This window comes from Citrobacter sp. CK181, assembly GCF_030333595.1.
GTDB classification, from domain to species: domain Bacteria; phylum Pseudomonadota; class Gammaproteobacteria; order Enterobacterales; family Enterobacteriaceae; genus Citrobacter_B; species Citrobacter_B koseri.
Genome location: NZ_JAOWFN010000005.1, coordinates 56,439 through 70,817, shown reverse-complemented (window position 1 = coordinate 70,817; position 14,379 = coordinate 56,439). Strand labels below are relative to the sequence as shown.

Sequence of the window (14,379 nt, the reverse complement as noted above, 5' to 3'; positions counted from 1 at the left end):
ATACGGAGACAGGCAGGTGGAGTAAACGCCAGATTAGGTGGGGTTACTGCAAAATCTCACATTGATGATCCTGAATTTCCTCAGCGGAAGCGAGGTTAAACGCCAGCAGGTTGCGCTGCGTCGCCAGCAAAACAAAAGAGTCGTCGCTCTGGCGCACCACCGCCAGTGCATAGCTGCCCATGTGCTCACGCGCATCCGGCACCTCTTCCGCCAGCATCATGAACGGGCTGCGTTGCGCCAGCTCGCTTTCCGTCACCCGACGCGCCAGATATTCATTCCCGCGCAATCCGCCCGGCAGCGGCAGCCAGCGGGTACTCACTTTCGCCAGATTATCATCCAGTTGCGCTCGCACATCAGGGCGCAGGCAGGAGATGTGGATATGAAAGTGGTTTTGCGTCCGCCCGGAGCGTGAGTTAATCGCCAGCGAAATGGCGCTATCTGGAATATCTTTGCCGTACTTTTGGCTCATAAAGCTGCGCGCCTGCCAGGCTAGCCAGAAGAAGTTCGGCGTGTAGGGCTCCACCAGCAGCGGGCTTTCCGTACCGTTGATGCGGTACGTCGGCATCAACAGATACTGCAACGGGCCATTACGATCTTTAAACACGACATACCCGGCATCCGGTTTCACTTCGGCGCATGGCGCAGGATTTTGCTGTTGCAGTTGGTTCGGTACGCATTGTTGCAGAACAATATCCCGCAATGCGTTCGGATTAGCGGCCAGCTTCCAGTAGCCAATGCCCGCGACGGCGGCAACAATCACAACCGCCAGCAAAAAATAACCTGTTTTTTTCATTACTCATTCCCTGTCTCTTATTGACGTGCAAGAGTAACGCAAAATGATGACAAATAAAAAAGCCCGGTCGCACGATGCCACCGGGCTGGAAAAGCAATTTACATTAGCGTTTGCTGATTTGGTCGAACGTACCGCCATTAGAGAAATGCTCTTTCTGCGCTTTCGTCCACCCGCCAAACTCCTCGTCAATGGTGAAGAGTTTCAGCTTCGGAAATGCATTTTCATATTTCTTCGCCACTTCAGGGTCGCGTGGGCGATAGAAGTTTTTCGCCGCAATTTCCTGCCCTTCCGGCGAGTAGAGATACTTCAGATAGGCTTCCGCCACGGCTTGCGTCCCTTTTTTCTCCACGACTTTATCCACCACGGAGACGGTCGGTTCTGCGAGAATCGATTCGCTCGGCGTCACGATTTCGAATTTATCTTTGCCCAGTTCGTTCGTCGCCAACAGCGCTTCGTTCTCCCAGGCGATCAGCACGTCGCCAATCCCACGCTCAACAAAGGTGTTGGTTGAACCGCGCGCGCCAGAATCCAGCACTTCCACGTTCTTAAATAACGCTTTTACGAAGTCCTGCGCTTTGGCCTGATCGTTGTTGTTGTGGTGCAGGGCGTATCCCCACGCAGCCAGATAGTTCCAGCGTGCGCCGCCAGAGCTTTTCGGGTTCGGCGTAATCACCGACACGCCCGGTTTTACCAGGTCGTTCCAGTCATGGATTTGCTTCGGATTGCCTTTACGCACCAGGAAGACGATGGTGGACGTGTACGGCGCGGAGTTGTCCGGCAGACGTTTGATCCAGTTTTTGTCGATACGGCCGCGCTCTGCAATGGCATCAACATCATAAGCCAGCGCCAGCGTCACCACATCGGCCTCAATACCATTAATGACTGACGTCGCCTGCTTACCGGAACCGCCATGTGACTGACGGATCACCACGTTGTCGCCCGTTTCTTGTTTCCAGTGCGCGCTAAACGCTTTGTTGTACTGATCGTACAGCTCGCGCGTTGGATCGTAAGACACGTTAAGTAACTGAATATCCTTCGCCAGAACGCTGGTCGATGCCAGCAATAATGTTAACCCCACGCCCCATTTATTCATCGCCCAGCTCTCTTATGTAGTGTTGTGATGAGTAAAGCGTGCCAGAAAGGAATCCAAACATTAAAGAATAAAAAAAGATTGGCTATAACTTGAGGGAATAAATGAAAGATATTGCCGGATGCTGGCTAGCGCCTTATCCGGCCTACAGGCCGTACTGTTGTAGGCCGGGTAAGGCGAAGCCGCCACCCGGCACAATACACACAACGATCAGTACAGCTTTTTAGCGCAATCCAGCCAGTCACCCTTGAACGGACGCTTCATGTTTTCGATAGCGTCGATGATGTCATGGTGAACCAGTTGTTCGTTCTGGATGCCCACACAACGTCCGCCAAAACCTTCCAGCAGCAGTTCAATGGCATATGAGCCCATACGGGAAGCCAGAATACGGTCGTAAGGCACCGGAGAGCCGCCACGCTGGATGTGACCCAGTACGGTCGCACGCGTTTCACGGCCAGTCTCTTTCTCGATGTAGTGCGCCAGTTCATCAACGTCACACATATGTTCGGTGATCGCGACAATCGCGTGTTTTTTACCTTTCGCGATGCCCGCTTTGATTTCCGCAACCAGATCGTCACGGCTGAATTCCACTTCCGGCACCACAACAAACTCACAGCCCCCAGCGATAGCCGCCGCCAGGGTCAGGTCGCCGCAGTAACGCCCCATCACTTCAACGATGGAAATACGCTGGTGAGAGGAAGAGGTGTCACGCAGACGGTCAATCGCTTCCACTACCGTACCCAGCGCGGTGAAATAACCGATGGTGTAGTCAGTGCCTTTGATGTCGTTGTCGATCGTGCCCGGCAGACCGATGCACGGGAAGCCCATTTCAGTCAGACGTTTTGCACCCATATAGGAACCGTCACCGCCGATAACAACCAGCGCGTCGATGCCACGTTTTTTCAGGTTTTCGATAGCCACTGCGCGAACATTTTCATCGCGGAATTCCGGGAAGCGCGCGGAGCCGAGGAAAGTACCGCCACGGTTGATCATGTCGGACACGCTGTAACGGTCGAGCTGAACCATACGGTCTTCATACAGACCCAGGTAGCCATCATAAATACCCATTACTTCCAGTCCTTCCGTCAACGCTGCGCGTACAACACCACGGATTGCTGCGTTCATGCCAGGCGCATCACCGCCGCTTGTCAACACACCGATTTTCTTAATCATGACTACCTCTGAACTTTGGAATGCAAAATGAAATCTGTTGCCGGAAGCCGATACTGTTACTGCACATCGGGACGATCCAACGAATATGCAGATAGTATAACAACCGCTTCCTGCTGAATTGATTCAGGTCAGGCCAAACGGCGGTAATTTATACACAAAATGCTGGCCTTGCTCACTTTTTTACAACGAATTACGAAAGCTCAAACCTCTTGCCTTCCCTGGGTACGACTGAACAGGGGTCCTGGTGGATAATGACATCCGAACCCGGAAAACGCCGCAAAATCGCCTGCTCTACCTGTTCAGCCACCAGATGCGCCTGAACGAGCGGCAGATTATCTTCCATTTCCAAATGAATCTGAATAAAGCGGGTCGGCCCTGACTGCCGCGTGCGAAGATCGTGAGCACCGTTGACGCCAGGCCACGATGTCACGATATCAATAATTTCCTGACGTTCCTCATCGGGCAGCGCGCGATCCAGTAACGACTGCACTGCCTCATACCCCATACGTAGTGCGCTGTATAGAATATAGATGCCGATTCCCAACGCAAACAAGGCGTCCGCGCGATGCCAGCCATACCAGGCCAGCCCAAGCGCAACGAGAATCGCTCCGTTCATCATAACATCAGACTGATAATGAAGCATATCTGCCCGTACTGCCTGACTTTGCGTCTTGCGCACAACCCAACGCTGAAACGTGACCAGAATGATCGTACAAACCAGGGCGATAAGCGTCACCACGACCCCGACGCCCGGTTCGTTCATTGGCGTAGGGGTAATCAGATGCTGAATACCGGTCAAAAACAGAAACAGCGCCGAGCCGGAAATAAACATGCTCTGCGCCAGCGCCGCCAGCGACTCTGCTTTGCCGTGTCCAAAGGTGTGTTCATCATCCGCCGGTTGCAGCGAATAGCGCACCACTAACAGGTTAGTCAGCGACGCGGCAATATCCACCAGCGAGTCAACCAACGCAGCCAGAATACTCACCGACCCGGTGTACCACCACGCAAAAATTTTGATCAAAAGTAACAGTGACGCCATCACTGTCGCGGCAATTGCCGCCCGGCTGACCAGTCGCCCATAGGTTTGATTCATAAACACTCCTGCCTTTCCATGCCGGTAGTATAACGGATGGAGTAAAACAGTAAGGCAATAACCGGATGACAAATTTTGGACAAAAAAAACCCCTCCATCATGGAGGGGAAGACAGGGATGGTGTCTATGGCAAGGAAAACAGGGTTTGTTACTGGGAACGTGAGTTGCTACTACTCAATAACTTCAACGAGGAGCCGTTTTGCCATTGCGCCACATCGCGCAGTTGCTCCATTCGTTGTTGATGCTTCTCATTTAAAACCGCTTGCTGCTCCGGCGTTAACAGGCGATACATCTGGTTGCGAACCCTGGCCATTTCGACCTGGCGGGCAACCTGTTCTTGCGCCATTTTTTCTGCCTGAGCACGCACAGCGTTTTCATCAAATTTTTCTGCGATGACAAGGCGATGCATTGTCTCCATTTCGCTAACATTAACAGGAGGCTGTTCGTGTCTTGCCTGCTGCATCAGATCTCGCATCTGTTGACGCTGATGTTCGGTTAAACTTATGCCGTCGAACATATGGCTCTGCGTACTGCGCTGCGTAAGTCCTTCACCTTGATGCCAGTTATCGCCTGTAACGACTTCAGCAGCGTGGCTTAAAGGACTGAGTGCCAGCGTTGAGGCCATGACGGCAGCGGTAACTTTGCGCATCACTTGCTCCCAAAATCTTTTCTGTCGCGATTCAACGAGAGACAGTTTACGATTCGGGCTGCAAACATGCGTCAGGGGGTGTAAAACAACGTAAAGTCATGGATTAGCGACGCCTGATGACGTAATTTCTGCCTCGGAGGTACTTAAACAATGAATAAAATCCTGTTAGTTGATGATGACCGAGAGCTAACTTCCCTGTTAAAGGAGCTGCTCGAAATGGAAGGCTTCAATGTGCTGGTTGCCCATGACGGGGAGCAGGCGCTTGAGCTTCTGGACGACAGCATTGATTTACTTTTGCTCGATGTCATGATGCCGAAGAAAAACGGTATTGATACGTTGAAAGCGCTTCGCCAGACACACCAGACCCCTGTCATTATGCTGACCGCGCGCGGCAGCGAACTGGATCGCGTACTCGGCCTTGAGCTGGGCGCGGATGATTATTTACCTAAACCGTTTAACGACCGCGAACTGGTCGCGCGTATCCGTGCGATTCTGCGCCGCTCGCACTGGAGCGAACAGCAGCAGAACAACGACAACGGCTCGCCGACGCTGGAAGTGGATGCGTTAAGCCTCAATCCGGGTCGCCAGGAGGCCAGCTTCGATGGTCAAACCCTGGAGTTAACCGGCACCGAATTTACCCTGCTCTATCTGCTGGCACAGCATCTCGGCCAGGTGGTTTCGCGTGAACATTTGAGCCAGGAAGTGCTGGGTAAACGCCTGACGCCGTTTGACCGCGCGATCGACATGCATATCTCCAACCTGCGTCGTAAGCTGCCGGAGCGTAAAGACGGGCACCCGTGGTTTAAAACCCTGCGTGGTCGCGGTTATTTGATGGTTTCCGCTTCATGATAGGCAGTTTAACCGCGCGCATCTTTGCCATCTTCTGGTTGACGCTGGCGCTGGTGCTGATGTTGGTATTGATGTTACCCAAGCTCGACTCACGCCAGATGACCGAGCTACTGGACAGCGAACAGCGCCAGGGGTTGATGATTGAGCAACATGTAGAAGCTGAACTCGCGAACGATCCACCCAACGATTTAATGTGGTGGCGTCGCCTGTTCCGTGCGATCGACAAGTGGGCGCCGCCAGGACAGCGGTTATTGCTTGTGACCACTGAAGGACGCGTGATCGGCGCAGAACGCAGCGAAATGCAGATCATTCGTAACTTTATTGGTCAGGCGGATAACGCCGATCATCCGCAGAAGAAGAAATATGGCCGCGTTGAGATGGTAGGCCCGTTCTCTGTCAGAGACGGGGAAGATAACTACCAGCTTTATTTGATTCGACCGGCCAGCAGTTCCCAATCCGATTTTATTAATCTGCTGTTTGACCGCCCGCTCTTGTTGCTGATCGTCACCATGCTGGTCAGTTCGCCTCTGTTGCTTTGGCTGGCCTGGAGCCTGGCGAAACCGGCGCGTAAGTTGAAAAACGCGGCGGACGAAGTGGCTCAGGGTAATCTGCGACAACATCCAGAACTGGAAGCAGGCCCGCAGGAATTTCTTGCGGCTGGCGCCAGCTTTAACCAGATGGTGACCGCGCTGGAACGTATGATGACCACGCAGCAGCGTCTGCTGTCGGATATCTCGCACGAGCTACGCACTCCGCTTACGCGTCTGCAACTGGGTACCGCGCTGCTGCGTCGCCGTAGCGGCGAGAGTAAAGAGCTGGAGCGCATCGAGACCGAAGCGCAGCGGCTGGACAGCATGATCAACGACCTGCTGGTGATGTCGCGTAATCAACAGAAAAACGCGCTGGTCAGCGAAACGATGAAAGCCAATCATCTGTGGGGAGACGTGCTGGATAACGCCGCCTTCGAAGCCGAGCAGATGGGCAAATCGTTAACGGTGAACTTCCCGCCGGGGCCGTGGCCGTTATACGGCAATCCTAGCACCCTGGAAAGCGCGCTGGAGAACATTGTCCGTAACGCCCTGCGCTATTCGCACACGAAGATTGAAGTCGGCTTCGCGGTGGATAAAGACGGCATTACGATAACGGTTGATGACGATGGCCCGGGCGTTAGCCCTGAAGACCGCGAACAGATCTTCCGCCCGTTTTATCGTACCGATGAAGCGCGCGATCGGGAGTCCGGCGGAACAGGGTTGGGGCTGGCCATCGTTGAGACCGCGATCCAGCAGCATCGCGGTTGGGTGAAAGCCGAAGACAGCCCGCTGGGCGGCTTACGGCTGGTGATCTGGCTGCCGTTGTATAAGCGTTCTTAAGTCTCGCTGTGGTGCCGGATGGCGGCGTAAACGCCTTATCCGGCCTACGGGAAACCGCACGCTGTAGGCCCGATAAGCGCAGCGCCATCGGGCATTACGCCGGATGGCGGCGTAAACGCCTTATCCGGCCTACGGAAACCGCACGTTGTAGGCCCGATAAGCGCAGCGCCATCGGGCATTACGCCGGATGGCGGCGTGAACGCCTTATCCGGCCTACAGGAAACCGCACGTTGTAGGCCCGATAAGCGCAGCGCCATCGGGCATTACGCCGGATGGCGGCGTGAACGCCTTATCCGGCCTACGAAAACCGCACGTTGTAGGCCCGATAAGCGCAGCGCCATCGGGCATTACATCATCCACGTAAACGTCGTGACTGATCTTCAATTTTGCCGCTTAAACGGCGCTTCTGCATCGTTCTGGTCCAGCTTTTTGATAACCCCGCCGCCGACAGCAAACGATGATACTGGCCGTCGTCGAACGGCATATGCCAGGCTATCGCAATCGCCTCCTGTACGCTCACGTCGCTGACGCGCGACGCCAGAATTAACGGCGCATCCGCCGATACCTGCCCCGGCGCGATAACGCTGTACAGCCAGCCGGTTTTCCCGGCGTTCTGCATTTGCGTCGCCATATCGCTAATGCCGAAATGGAAGTTGAGCTTAAAGCACGGCGAACGTGGCTGAGTCACCTGAATCAGCGCCTCTCCCCACTGAAAAATATCGCCGATAAAAACATTTTGCTCGGTCAGACCGTCGGTCGAAAGGTTTTCGCCAAACGCGGGCGCGACAAACAGATCCGCCTGCGCCGGGAATTGACGCGCCCAGTGCAGATAGTGTTCACGGGGATAATGGCACAGCGCGCGATCGGGCCCGCCGTGAATTTTCGTCTCTGCCTGCTCATCACCGGCAAGGCCCAGATCGCTAAGCATCAGCTCGCCATCAACCTGGATTTTCGCAATGGCGCTGGGACGACTTCCCGCATAGTCCCGAATTTTGCCCGTAAACACCTCGACCGGATATCGCATCAGCTTCCCTCTCCCGACAAATAATCCTCATTAGAGCATATTTATTTTGTCTCAGCCGCTCAAAATGAGAGCCGGGTTCACATGATGCGCCAGCAGACGTGCTATCAATTAAAGTGATTTTGAAACGCCATTTCATAATAAGGAGTCAACAACGTGACAGTACAATCGCAGTTTGCTGGCGTCTGGTGTCCTTCCATTACGCCGATGGACAATGACGGAAAAGTCGATCTCAACGGCCTGAGCCAGCATCTCAAACGCCTTACCGAGGCCAACATTGATGTTATTTTGCTGATGGGCAGCATTGGTGAATTTGCGTCTTTCACGCTGGAAGAGCGGCTGATGCTGATCCGCGAGGCCCGCGCGATGAGTTCGCTGAAGATGGTTGCCAATGTCTCCTCCACCTGCACCAGCGACATCCTGCTTATGGCGCAGGAAGCGTACCGCGTCGGGTACGATGCGGTGATGATTCTGCCGCCGTATTACTACGGGCAGACGTCGAAGCAGCTTCTGAGCTACTTCCGCCAGCTTGGTAACGCCCTGAGCGGCAAATGGTTTGCCTACAATTTCCCGGCACGTACCGGCTGCGATTTAACGCCGGATCTGGTGGCGACCCTTGCCGCCGAATTCCCGAATTTTGCCGGGATTAAAGATACCGTCGACTGCCAGTCCCATACCCGCAGCATGATTCAGACCACCCGCGCGGTACGCGACGATTTTGCCGTGCTCTCCGGCTATGACGAGTATTACATTCCCAACCTGCTGGCGGGCGGCGCAGGCATTATTTCCGGCTTAAACAACGTGATGCCGGAGCTGTTTGTCAGCGCGCGGGAGGCGTTTAAGCAGGGTGATTTGCAAACGTTGCGCGATATCCAGGAGAAAATCGGCACGTTTATGTCCATTTACGCGATTGGCGAGGATTTTGTAACCACGATTAAAACCGTGGTATCGCGTAAGTTCGGCTATTGTACCGGCGTGTCGCGTAATGCGGGAGGAGAACTGAACGAGCACGAGCGTCGCACAATTGATGAGGTGTTTGGCCGTTAATTCTGACCGGAAGCGCCGGATGAGGCATAAGCCGTCATCCGGCAAAACGGGTTTATTTCACCGTACCGCGAATATCGATTTCCGCCGCTCTGGCCTTCACCTTCCGCGACCAGACTGAGGTAATGATCGGCACCAGAATCGAAGTTACGATAACCGATGTGGCAACCAGCGAGGTCGCGGCGGGCGCCATCGGTTTAAACGCCGGAACCATCTCTGCGATCAGCACGGGCGTGGCTACTGCGGCGCCAGCAGAACTTGAGGCGGCAATACCTGCCGTACCGTCACCGCCGCCGATAAACTTGTCAGCGATAATTAACGGGATACCGGTGATAATAATGACCGCCACACCCAGTAGAATCCCCAGCACGCCCGTCTGTGCAATCACGCTCAAATCAATGGTGTTGCCCAGCGCGAAGGCGAAGAACGGGATCAGCGTCTGTACCGCTTTGCTGAAGAATTCCCGCAGTTCCGGGTCGAGATTCCCCAGCGCGAAACCAATCAGGAACGGTAATACCGCCCCCACAAATACATGCGGTTCAAACGAGGCAATCCCGGCGGTTCCCAGAATAACCATCGTCATCAGCGGCCCTGACTCCAGCGACATCAGGACAAATGCCCCGGCCTCTTCTTTGGTGCCGTACTGCTGCATGATGGAGGCATACAGCCCGCCGTTGGTCATGTCCATAGAGGCCACCAGCGCCAGCGTCGACAGCCCGGCGAAGAAGCCCGCCTCCACCCCATGTTCCGGGATAACGCGTGACGCAATAGCGGCCACCACCCAGGCAACCGCAATTTTGGTCACCACCAGCGTCCCGGATTTACGCAGCACGGTGCCTGTGGCGCTCAGTTTGATCGACGCGCCCATACAAAAGAACCAGACCGCCAGAATCGGCACCGTACCGGTGATCATACCGTTTGTGAATGAGCCGAAGTATTTCCCTGCGCCGGGCGCGAAGGTGTGGCATAGCGCGCCGAGGAACAACGGAACGAGCATCATGCCACCCGGGACTTTTTCTATCGTGCGTTTAATCTGCATTTCCTTCACCTGTAGACATAAAAACGGGCAATTTTTATGGGCGAATGCGCCTTACTTTGAGGCACACCCGCGTTGATGAAGAAACGATAGACATTCATTCAAACAATAAAAGTGATCCCAACCACATAACAAAACTATGTTTCATTTTTTATGGATTGATGTTTTTAATTTGACGTAAGTCACACCAGACAAGCCCAAAAGCGCCTAAAAGAAAGCCCCCGCAGGTTATGCCTGCGGGGGCTGAATTCAATGCCGGATGGCGGCTAACGCCTTATCCGGCCTACAAATTGACAAATCCTCTTCGTAGGCCTGATAAGCGCAGCGCCATCAGGCAAAAAGACTTATTTTTTCGCCGCGAAACGCGCAGCAGCTTCGTCCCAGTTCACCACGTTCCAGAACTCTTTGATGTAGTCCGGGCGACGGTTCTGGAATTTCAGGTAGTAAGCGTGTTCCCATACGTCCAGACCCAGGATTGGGAAACCGGAAACGCCGGAAATGGCCTCGCCCATCAGCGGGGAGTCCTGGTTAGCGGTAGAGACAACCGCCAGTTTGTCGCCCTGCAACACCAGCCAGGCCCAACCGGAACCGAAACGCGTTGCCGCCGCTTTTTCAAACTCCGCTTTGAAGTTATCAACGGAACCGAAATCACGCTCGATAGCCGCTTTCAGGTCGCCCTGCAAAGCGGTGCCTTTTTTCAGGCCTTTCCAGAACAGGCTGTGGTTAGCGTGGCCGCCCGCGTTATTGCGCAGTACGGTTTTTTTGTCCGCCGGAAGCTGATCCAGTTTGGTGATCAGTTCTTCAACCGGCAGGTTCGCGAATTCAGGCAGGTTTTCCAGCGCCGCGTTAGCGTTGTTGACATAAGTTTGATGGTGTTTGGTATGGTGGATTTCCATCGTCTGCTTATCGAAGTGCGGTTCCAGCGCATCATAAGCGTACGGCAGGGATGGCAGTGTATAACTCATAATCATCTCCATTATTGTCGAGCGGCTGAAGTGTTAATGCCGCGTAAGCAGTTGGTTCATTATAGTTAATTAAATGATATTGAAAATGCTTATCAATGCCGTAGTTTTAATAAGGATATAACTTTTCATTATGTTCTTGAATATGTGAGCCAAATCACCCGTATAACGTGCTGGTTGCCAGGAAGGAAGAAATGTCGGCAATCCTCAAAAGGTTAATCAACTGCGCAATTTTTACACTCATCAGGTCGGGAGGGTCACACCGGCAATAAAAACGATGAGGATTAAGTCATGAGTAACGCGATTACGATGGGTATCTTTTGGCATTTGATAGGTGCGGCCAGTGCAGCCTGTTTTTATGCCCCGTTCAAACAAGTTAAACAATGGTCCTGGGAAACCATGTGGTCAATCGGTGGGATTGTCTCCTGGCTTATCCTGCCCTGGACCATCAGCGCCCTGCTGCTCCCGGATTTCTGGGCCTATTACAGTTCCTTCAACCTATCCACCCTGTTGCCCGTATTTCTGTTCGGCGCAATGTGGGGCATCGGTAATATTAACTACGGCCTGACCATGCGCTATCTCGGCATGTCGATGGGGATCGGCATCGCGATTGGTATTACGCTGATCGTCGGCACCCTGATGACCCCCATCATCAATGGAAACTTTGATGTGCTGATCAATACCGAAGGCGGACGAATGACGCTGCTGGGCGTCCTGGTGGCGCTGATCGGCGTTGGCATCGTCACCCGCGCCGGGCAGTTAAAAGAGCGCAAAATGGGGATCACCGCCGAGGAGTTCAACCTGAAAAAAGGTCTGCTGCTGGCGGTGATGTGCGGTATTTTCTCCGCCGGGATGTCCTTTGCGATGAACGCCGCCAAACCGATGCATGAAGCCGCCGCCGCGCTCGGCGTCGATCCGCTGTATGTCGCTCTGCCAAGCTACGTGGTCATCATGGGCGGCGGCGCGCTGATCAACCTGGGTTTCTGTTTCGTTCGTCTGGCAAAAGTGAAAAACTTGTCGATAAAAGCCGACTTCTCGCTGGCAAAATCGATGATCATCACCAATATCCTGCTGTCCGCGCTGGGTGGCCTGATGTGGTATTTGCAGTTCTTTTTCTACGCCTGGGGCCACGCTCGCATTCCACCGCAGTATGACTACATCAGCTGGATGCTGCACATGAGCTTCTACGTGCTGTGCGGTGGGATTGTGGGTCTGGTGCTAAAAGAGTGGAAAAACGCGGGTCGTCGTCCTGTCAGCGTTCTCAGTCTGGGTTGTGTGGTCATTATTATTGCCGCCAACATCGTCGGCATGGGAATGGCAAGCTAATCGTTTTGCGTACTGTGATGACGCCACTGGCTGGGCGTCATCCCGGTTTCCCGCGTAAACACCACCGAAAAGTAGTTACTGTCCTCAAAGCCGCACTGCATTGAAATCTCACTAATCATCAGGCGGCTGTGCTGAAGCAAATACTGCGCATGGCAGATGCGGATCTGGCGAAGATACTGGTTGATGGTCATCCCGGTCTGTGAGCGAAACTGCTGTCGCAGCACCCGCTCGCTGCACTGCTCCTGGTCGCAAAACGCGTCCAGCGCAAAGGGGCGCTCCAGGCTGCCGGCCAGCGCGGTAATCAATTTATCCAGCAACGTTTCGCTCGCCCTGGTCGGGAGATCATCGGTAGCATAGCGATGTCTTTTCAGCGTCATCACCAACTGACCAAATAGCAGTTCCGCCATCTCATTCGCCAGCGGATCGCCCTGATTGCTCTCATGTTCAAGCTGGCTGATAACCTGCCGCGCCTGATTCATCCCCACGCTGCCCAGCCGCCAGTGCGGACGCCGTTCACTGCCGTTAAAACCCGGAATGGCGCTTTCCCAGCCAAGATTCAGGGTCAACCGCTCCGGGCAGTAAATAATATTCTGCAAAACCAAATCGTTAACGGAGGTGTAGGAGTGTCTGTCCTCGGCGCGAATATAAAACAGATCGCCGCGCGTGATGCGGTAAGGGCGATCGTTGAGCACATGCAAACCGTTGCCGCGCCAGACCAGCACCAGTTCACAAAACTCGTGTGTATGTTCCGCGAACACATTTTGCGGATAGCGATCGGCAACCGCGACAGCCTGGCCGTCATTCGCAAAAAAGTCTTTTTTCAGAAGGACTAACTGATTTGCCACCGCAGCACCTCACGTTGAATGCTTGCCGGATGGCGCTACGTTTGTCTGGCCTACAGATCGCCGCCGTAGGCCGGATAAGACGAAGCCGCCATCCGGCATTGAAGGGGACGATTATCAGCAAATTGGCGACAAAAAACGGTGATAGCTTTCGCGTTACTGTAGCAATGCGTCCCGCCCCTGGCGAATATCCCTGGGCGACCAGTCAAATTCCCGGCGAAACAGCGTCGAAAAATGGTTACTGTCGCCAAAACCGCAGCGATACGCGATATCTGTGACGCTTTCATCACTGTGACGCAGCAGATGGCGAGCCTTGATAAGCCGCAGACGGTTAAGATAGCGCTGCGGCGTCAGGCCGGTCTGTTGTTTGAGCTGACGATGCAGCGTGCGCAGCGAGAGCGAAAACTTGTCGGCTATCGATTCCCAGCACACCTCTTCAGCAAAATGATCCTCCAGCCAGGCCAGCAACTGATTCAGCCGCGCATTGTTATTGGCCGCCCCTTCCATCAGGCTGCTTTTACGCAGCAGCACCAGCAACTGCATAAACAGAATTTCACGGTTGGCGACCGCAGGCGTGTCCATCTCGTCTCCGGCGTTTTCCATCTGCGCCACCAGTTGCCGCACCTGCTGCAACGCGCTCTGATTCACGCGCCAGTGTGACGGGTACTGCCCATCCTGTTCCTGCGGCAAGAGCTGGTTCAGCCCCGCCAGAAACTGAAACGCGTCCGGCGAGCGATAGAGCACATTCGTCAGACACAGGTTGTCGGTGTGTTCATACAGATGTCTGTCATGATCGCGAACAAAGCAGACCGTACCGCCGCTAATGGTGTAGGGCTGCCCATTGAACACATGAATGCCAGTGCCATGTTCAACAATCACAATCTCATGAAAATCATGATGATGTTCAGGAAAAGCGGACTGAGGAAGCCGGGGTTCAATGGCCACGGGCGCTTTACCTGACGGAAAAAAATCCACGCTATGCAGTACGGTCATGATGGCTTCCTGATATGAGAAACATGTCAGAAATAGTAATTAAGGGTTACTACCCTCACCTTAAATTTTTAACGCCAAAGCGCGCAAACCCGGTCGTTTTTTCAAGAAAGGACGGGAAAGATCAGGAAATGCGGACGC

14 protein-coding genes and 2 pseudogenes are annotated in these 14,379 nt (G+C 54.0%); 4 read left to right on the top strand and 12 right to left on the bottom strand.

Annotation, left to right across the window (positions count from 1 at the left end; translation table 11 throughout):
• Positions 1-43 precede the first annotated feature (43 nt).
• The 5 genes from OGW17_RS00350 to cpxP form a co-directional block, all read right to left on the bottom strand.
• Positions 44-793: a CDP-diacylglycerol diphosphatase gene (locus OGW17_RS00350; RefSeq protein WP_012133879.1), complete on the bottom strand. Its 750-nt coding sequence runs from the start codon at positions 791-793 to the stop codon at positions 44-46.
• A 103-nt stretch (positions 794-896) separates the two neighbouring features.
• On the bottom strand, positions 897-1,886 hold the full coding sequence (gene sbp, locus OGW17_RS00345) for a sulfate/thiosulfate ABC transporter substrate-binding protein Sbp (RefSeq protein ID WP_012133881.1): 990 nt from the start codon (positions 1,884-1,886) through the stop codon (positions 897-899).
• Between the two features lie 207 nt (positions 1,887-2,093).
• Positions 2,094-3,056, bottom strand: coding sequence for a 6-phosphofructokinase (gene pfkA / locus OGW17_RS00340; RefSeq protein ID WP_012133883.1), 963 nt, complete (start codon positions 3,054-3,056; stop codon positions 2,094-2,096).
• 190 nt (positions 3,057-3,246) lie between these two features.
• Positions 3,247-4,149 (bottom strand): CDF family cation-efflux transporter FieF, encoded by a 903-nt coding sequence (fieF, locus tag OGW17_RS00335; protein WP_049011792.1) that lies wholly within the window; start codon positions 4,147-4,149, stop codon positions 3,247-3,249.
• Positions 4,150-4,297: 148 nt separating this feature from the next.
• On the bottom strand, positions 4,298-4,798 hold the full coding sequence (gene cpxP / locus OGW17_RS00330; protein WP_012133885.1) for a cell-envelope stress modulator CpxP: 501 nt from the start codon (positions 4,796-4,798) through the stop codon (positions 4,298-4,300).
• 150 nt (positions 4,799-4,948) lie between these two features.
• Between cpxP and cpxR the strand changes: the two genes are divergently transcribed.
• A complete protein-coding gene (gene cpxR / locus OGW17_RS00325) occupies positions 4,949-5,647 on the top strand; it encodes an envelope stress response regulator transcription factor CpxR (RefSeq protein ID WP_012133886.1) in 699 nt (232 codons plus the stop codon).
• Positions 5,644-7,017: an envelope stress sensor histidine kinase CpxA gene (cpxA, locus tag OGW17_RS00320; protein WP_012133887.1), complete on the top strand. Its 1,374-nt coding sequence runs from the start codon at positions 5,644-5,646 to the stop codon at positions 7,015-7,017. The genes cpxR and cpxA overlap by 4 nt, the downstream gene beginning before the upstream one ends.
• Here cpxA and OGW17_RS21615 read toward each other — a convergent pair.
• From OGW17_RS21615 to yiiM, 3 genes and pseudogenes are all read right to left on the bottom strand, one after another.
• A pseudogene (locus OGW17_RS21615) lies at positions 7,016-7,115 on the bottom strand (hypothetical protein); the annotation flags it as partial. The gene cpxA and the pseudogene OGW17_RS21615 sit on opposite strands and share 2 nt — an antisense overlap.
• A pseudogene (locus OGW17_RS21610) lies at positions 7,116-7,219 on the bottom strand (hypothetical protein); the annotation flags it as partial.
• A 150-nt stretch (positions 7,220-7,369) separates the two neighbouring features.
• Positions 7,370-8,041, bottom strand: a complete 672-nt coding sequence (gene yiiM, locus OGW17_RS00315; protein WP_058668378.1) for a 6-hydroxyaminopurine reductase — start codon at positions 8,039-8,041, stop codon at positions 7,370-7,372.
• A gap of 153 nt (positions 8,042-8,194) precedes the next feature.
• On the opposite strand from yiiM, the gene OGW17_RS00310 reads away from it, so the two are divergent.
• Positions 8,195-9,085 (top strand): dihydrodipicolinate synthase family protein, encoded by an 891-nt coding sequence (locus OGW17_RS00310; RefSeq protein WP_047459842.1) that lies wholly within the window; start codon positions 8,195-8,197, stop codon positions 9,083-9,085.
• A 52-nt stretch (positions 9,086-9,137) separates the two neighbouring features.
• On the opposite strand, the gene kdgT is transcribed toward OGW17_RS00310, so the two are convergent.
• On the bottom strand, positions 9,138-10,121 hold the full coding sequence (kdgT, locus tag OGW17_RS00305; RefSeq protein ID WP_012133890.1) for a 2-keto-3-deoxygluconate transporter: 984 nt from the start codon (positions 10,119-10,121) through the stop codon (positions 9,138-9,140).
• 341 nt (positions 10,122-10,462) lie between these two features.
• Complete coding sequence (sodA, locus tag OGW17_RS00300) at positions 10,463-11,083, bottom strand: superoxide dismutase [Mn] (protein ID WP_024130664.1); 621 nt, start codon at positions 11,081-11,083, stop codon at positions 10,463-10,465.
• Between the two features lie 288 nt (positions 11,084-11,371).
• On the opposite strand from sodA, the gene rhaT reads away from it, so the two are divergent.
• Positions 11,372-12,406 carry an L-rhamnose/proton symporter RhaT gene (gene rhaT / locus OGW17_RS00295; protein ID WP_012133892.1) on the top strand — a complete coding sequence of 345 codons (1,035 nt, stop codon included), beginning with the start codon at positions 11,372-11,374 and terminating at the stop codon, positions 12,404-12,406.
• Here rhaT and rhaR read toward each other — a convergent pair.
• A complete protein-coding gene (rhaR, locus tag OGW17_RS00290) occupies positions 12,403-13,251 on the bottom strand; it encodes an HTH-type transcriptional activator RhaR (RefSeq protein WP_047459845.1) in 849 nt (282 codons plus the stop codon). The two genes, rhaT and rhaR, sit on opposite strands and share 4 nt — an antisense overlap.
• A gap of 153 nt (positions 13,252-13,404) precedes the next feature.
• Positions 13,405-14,241 carry an HTH-type transcriptional activator RhaS gene (gene rhaS / locus OGW17_RS00285; RefSeq protein WP_071259469.1) on the bottom strand — a complete coding sequence of 279 codons (837 nt, stop codon included), beginning with the start codon at positions 14,239-14,241 and terminating at the stop codon, positions 13,405-13,407.
• Positions 14,242-14,379 lie beyond the last annotated feature (138 nt).

What these genes read in the sequence shown, in the direction of transcription:
- OGW17_RS00350 (WP_012133879.1), bottom strand. Translation starts at nt 793, where the DNA reads ATGAAAAAAACAGGTTATTTTTTGCTGGCGGTTGTGATTGTTGCCGCC.
- sbp (WP_012133881.1), bottom strand. Translation starts at nt 1,886, where the DNA reads ATGAATAAATGGGGCGTGGGGTTAACATTATTGCTGGCATCGACCAGC.
- pfkA (WP_012133883.1), bottom strand. Translation starts at nt 3,056, where the DNA reads ATGATTAAGAAAATCGGTGTGTTGACAAGCGGCGGTGATGCGCCTGGC.
- fieF (WP_049011792.1), bottom strand. Translation starts at nt 4,149, where the DNA reads ATGAATCAAACCTATGGGCGACTGGTCAGCCGGGCGGCAATTGCCGCG.
- cpxP (WP_012133885.1), bottom strand. Translation starts at nt 4,798, where the DNA reads ATGCGCAAAGTTACCGCTGCCGTCATGGCCTCAACGCTGGCACTCAGT.
- cpxR (WP_012133886.1), top strand. Translation starts at nt 4,949, where the DNA reads ATGAATAAAATCCTGTTAGTTGATGATGACCGAGAGCTAACTTCCCTG.
- cpxA (WP_012133887.1), top strand. Translation starts at nt 5,644, where the DNA reads ATGATAGGCAGTTTAACCGCGCGCATCTTTGCCATCTTCTGGTTGACG.
- yiiM (WP_058668378.1), bottom strand. Translation starts at nt 8,041, where the DNA reads ATGCGATATCCGGTCGAGGTGTTTACGGGCAAAATTCGGGACTATGCG.
- kdgT (WP_012133890.1), bottom strand. Translation starts at nt 10,121, where the DNA reads ATGCAGATTAAACGCACGATAGAAAAAGTCCCGGGTGGCATGATGCTC.
- sodA (WP_024130664.1), bottom strand. Translation starts at nt 11,083, where the DNA reads ATGAGTTATACACTGCCATCCCTGCCGTACGCTTATGATGCGCTGGAA.
- rhaT (WP_012133892.1), top strand. Translation starts at nt 11,372, where the DNA reads ATGAGTAACGCGATTACGATGGGTATCTTTTGGCATTTGATAGGTGCG.
- rhaS (WP_071259469.1), bottom strand. Translation starts at nt 14,241, where the DNA reads ATGACCGTACTGCATAGCGTGGATTTTTTTCCGTCAGGTAAAGCGCCC.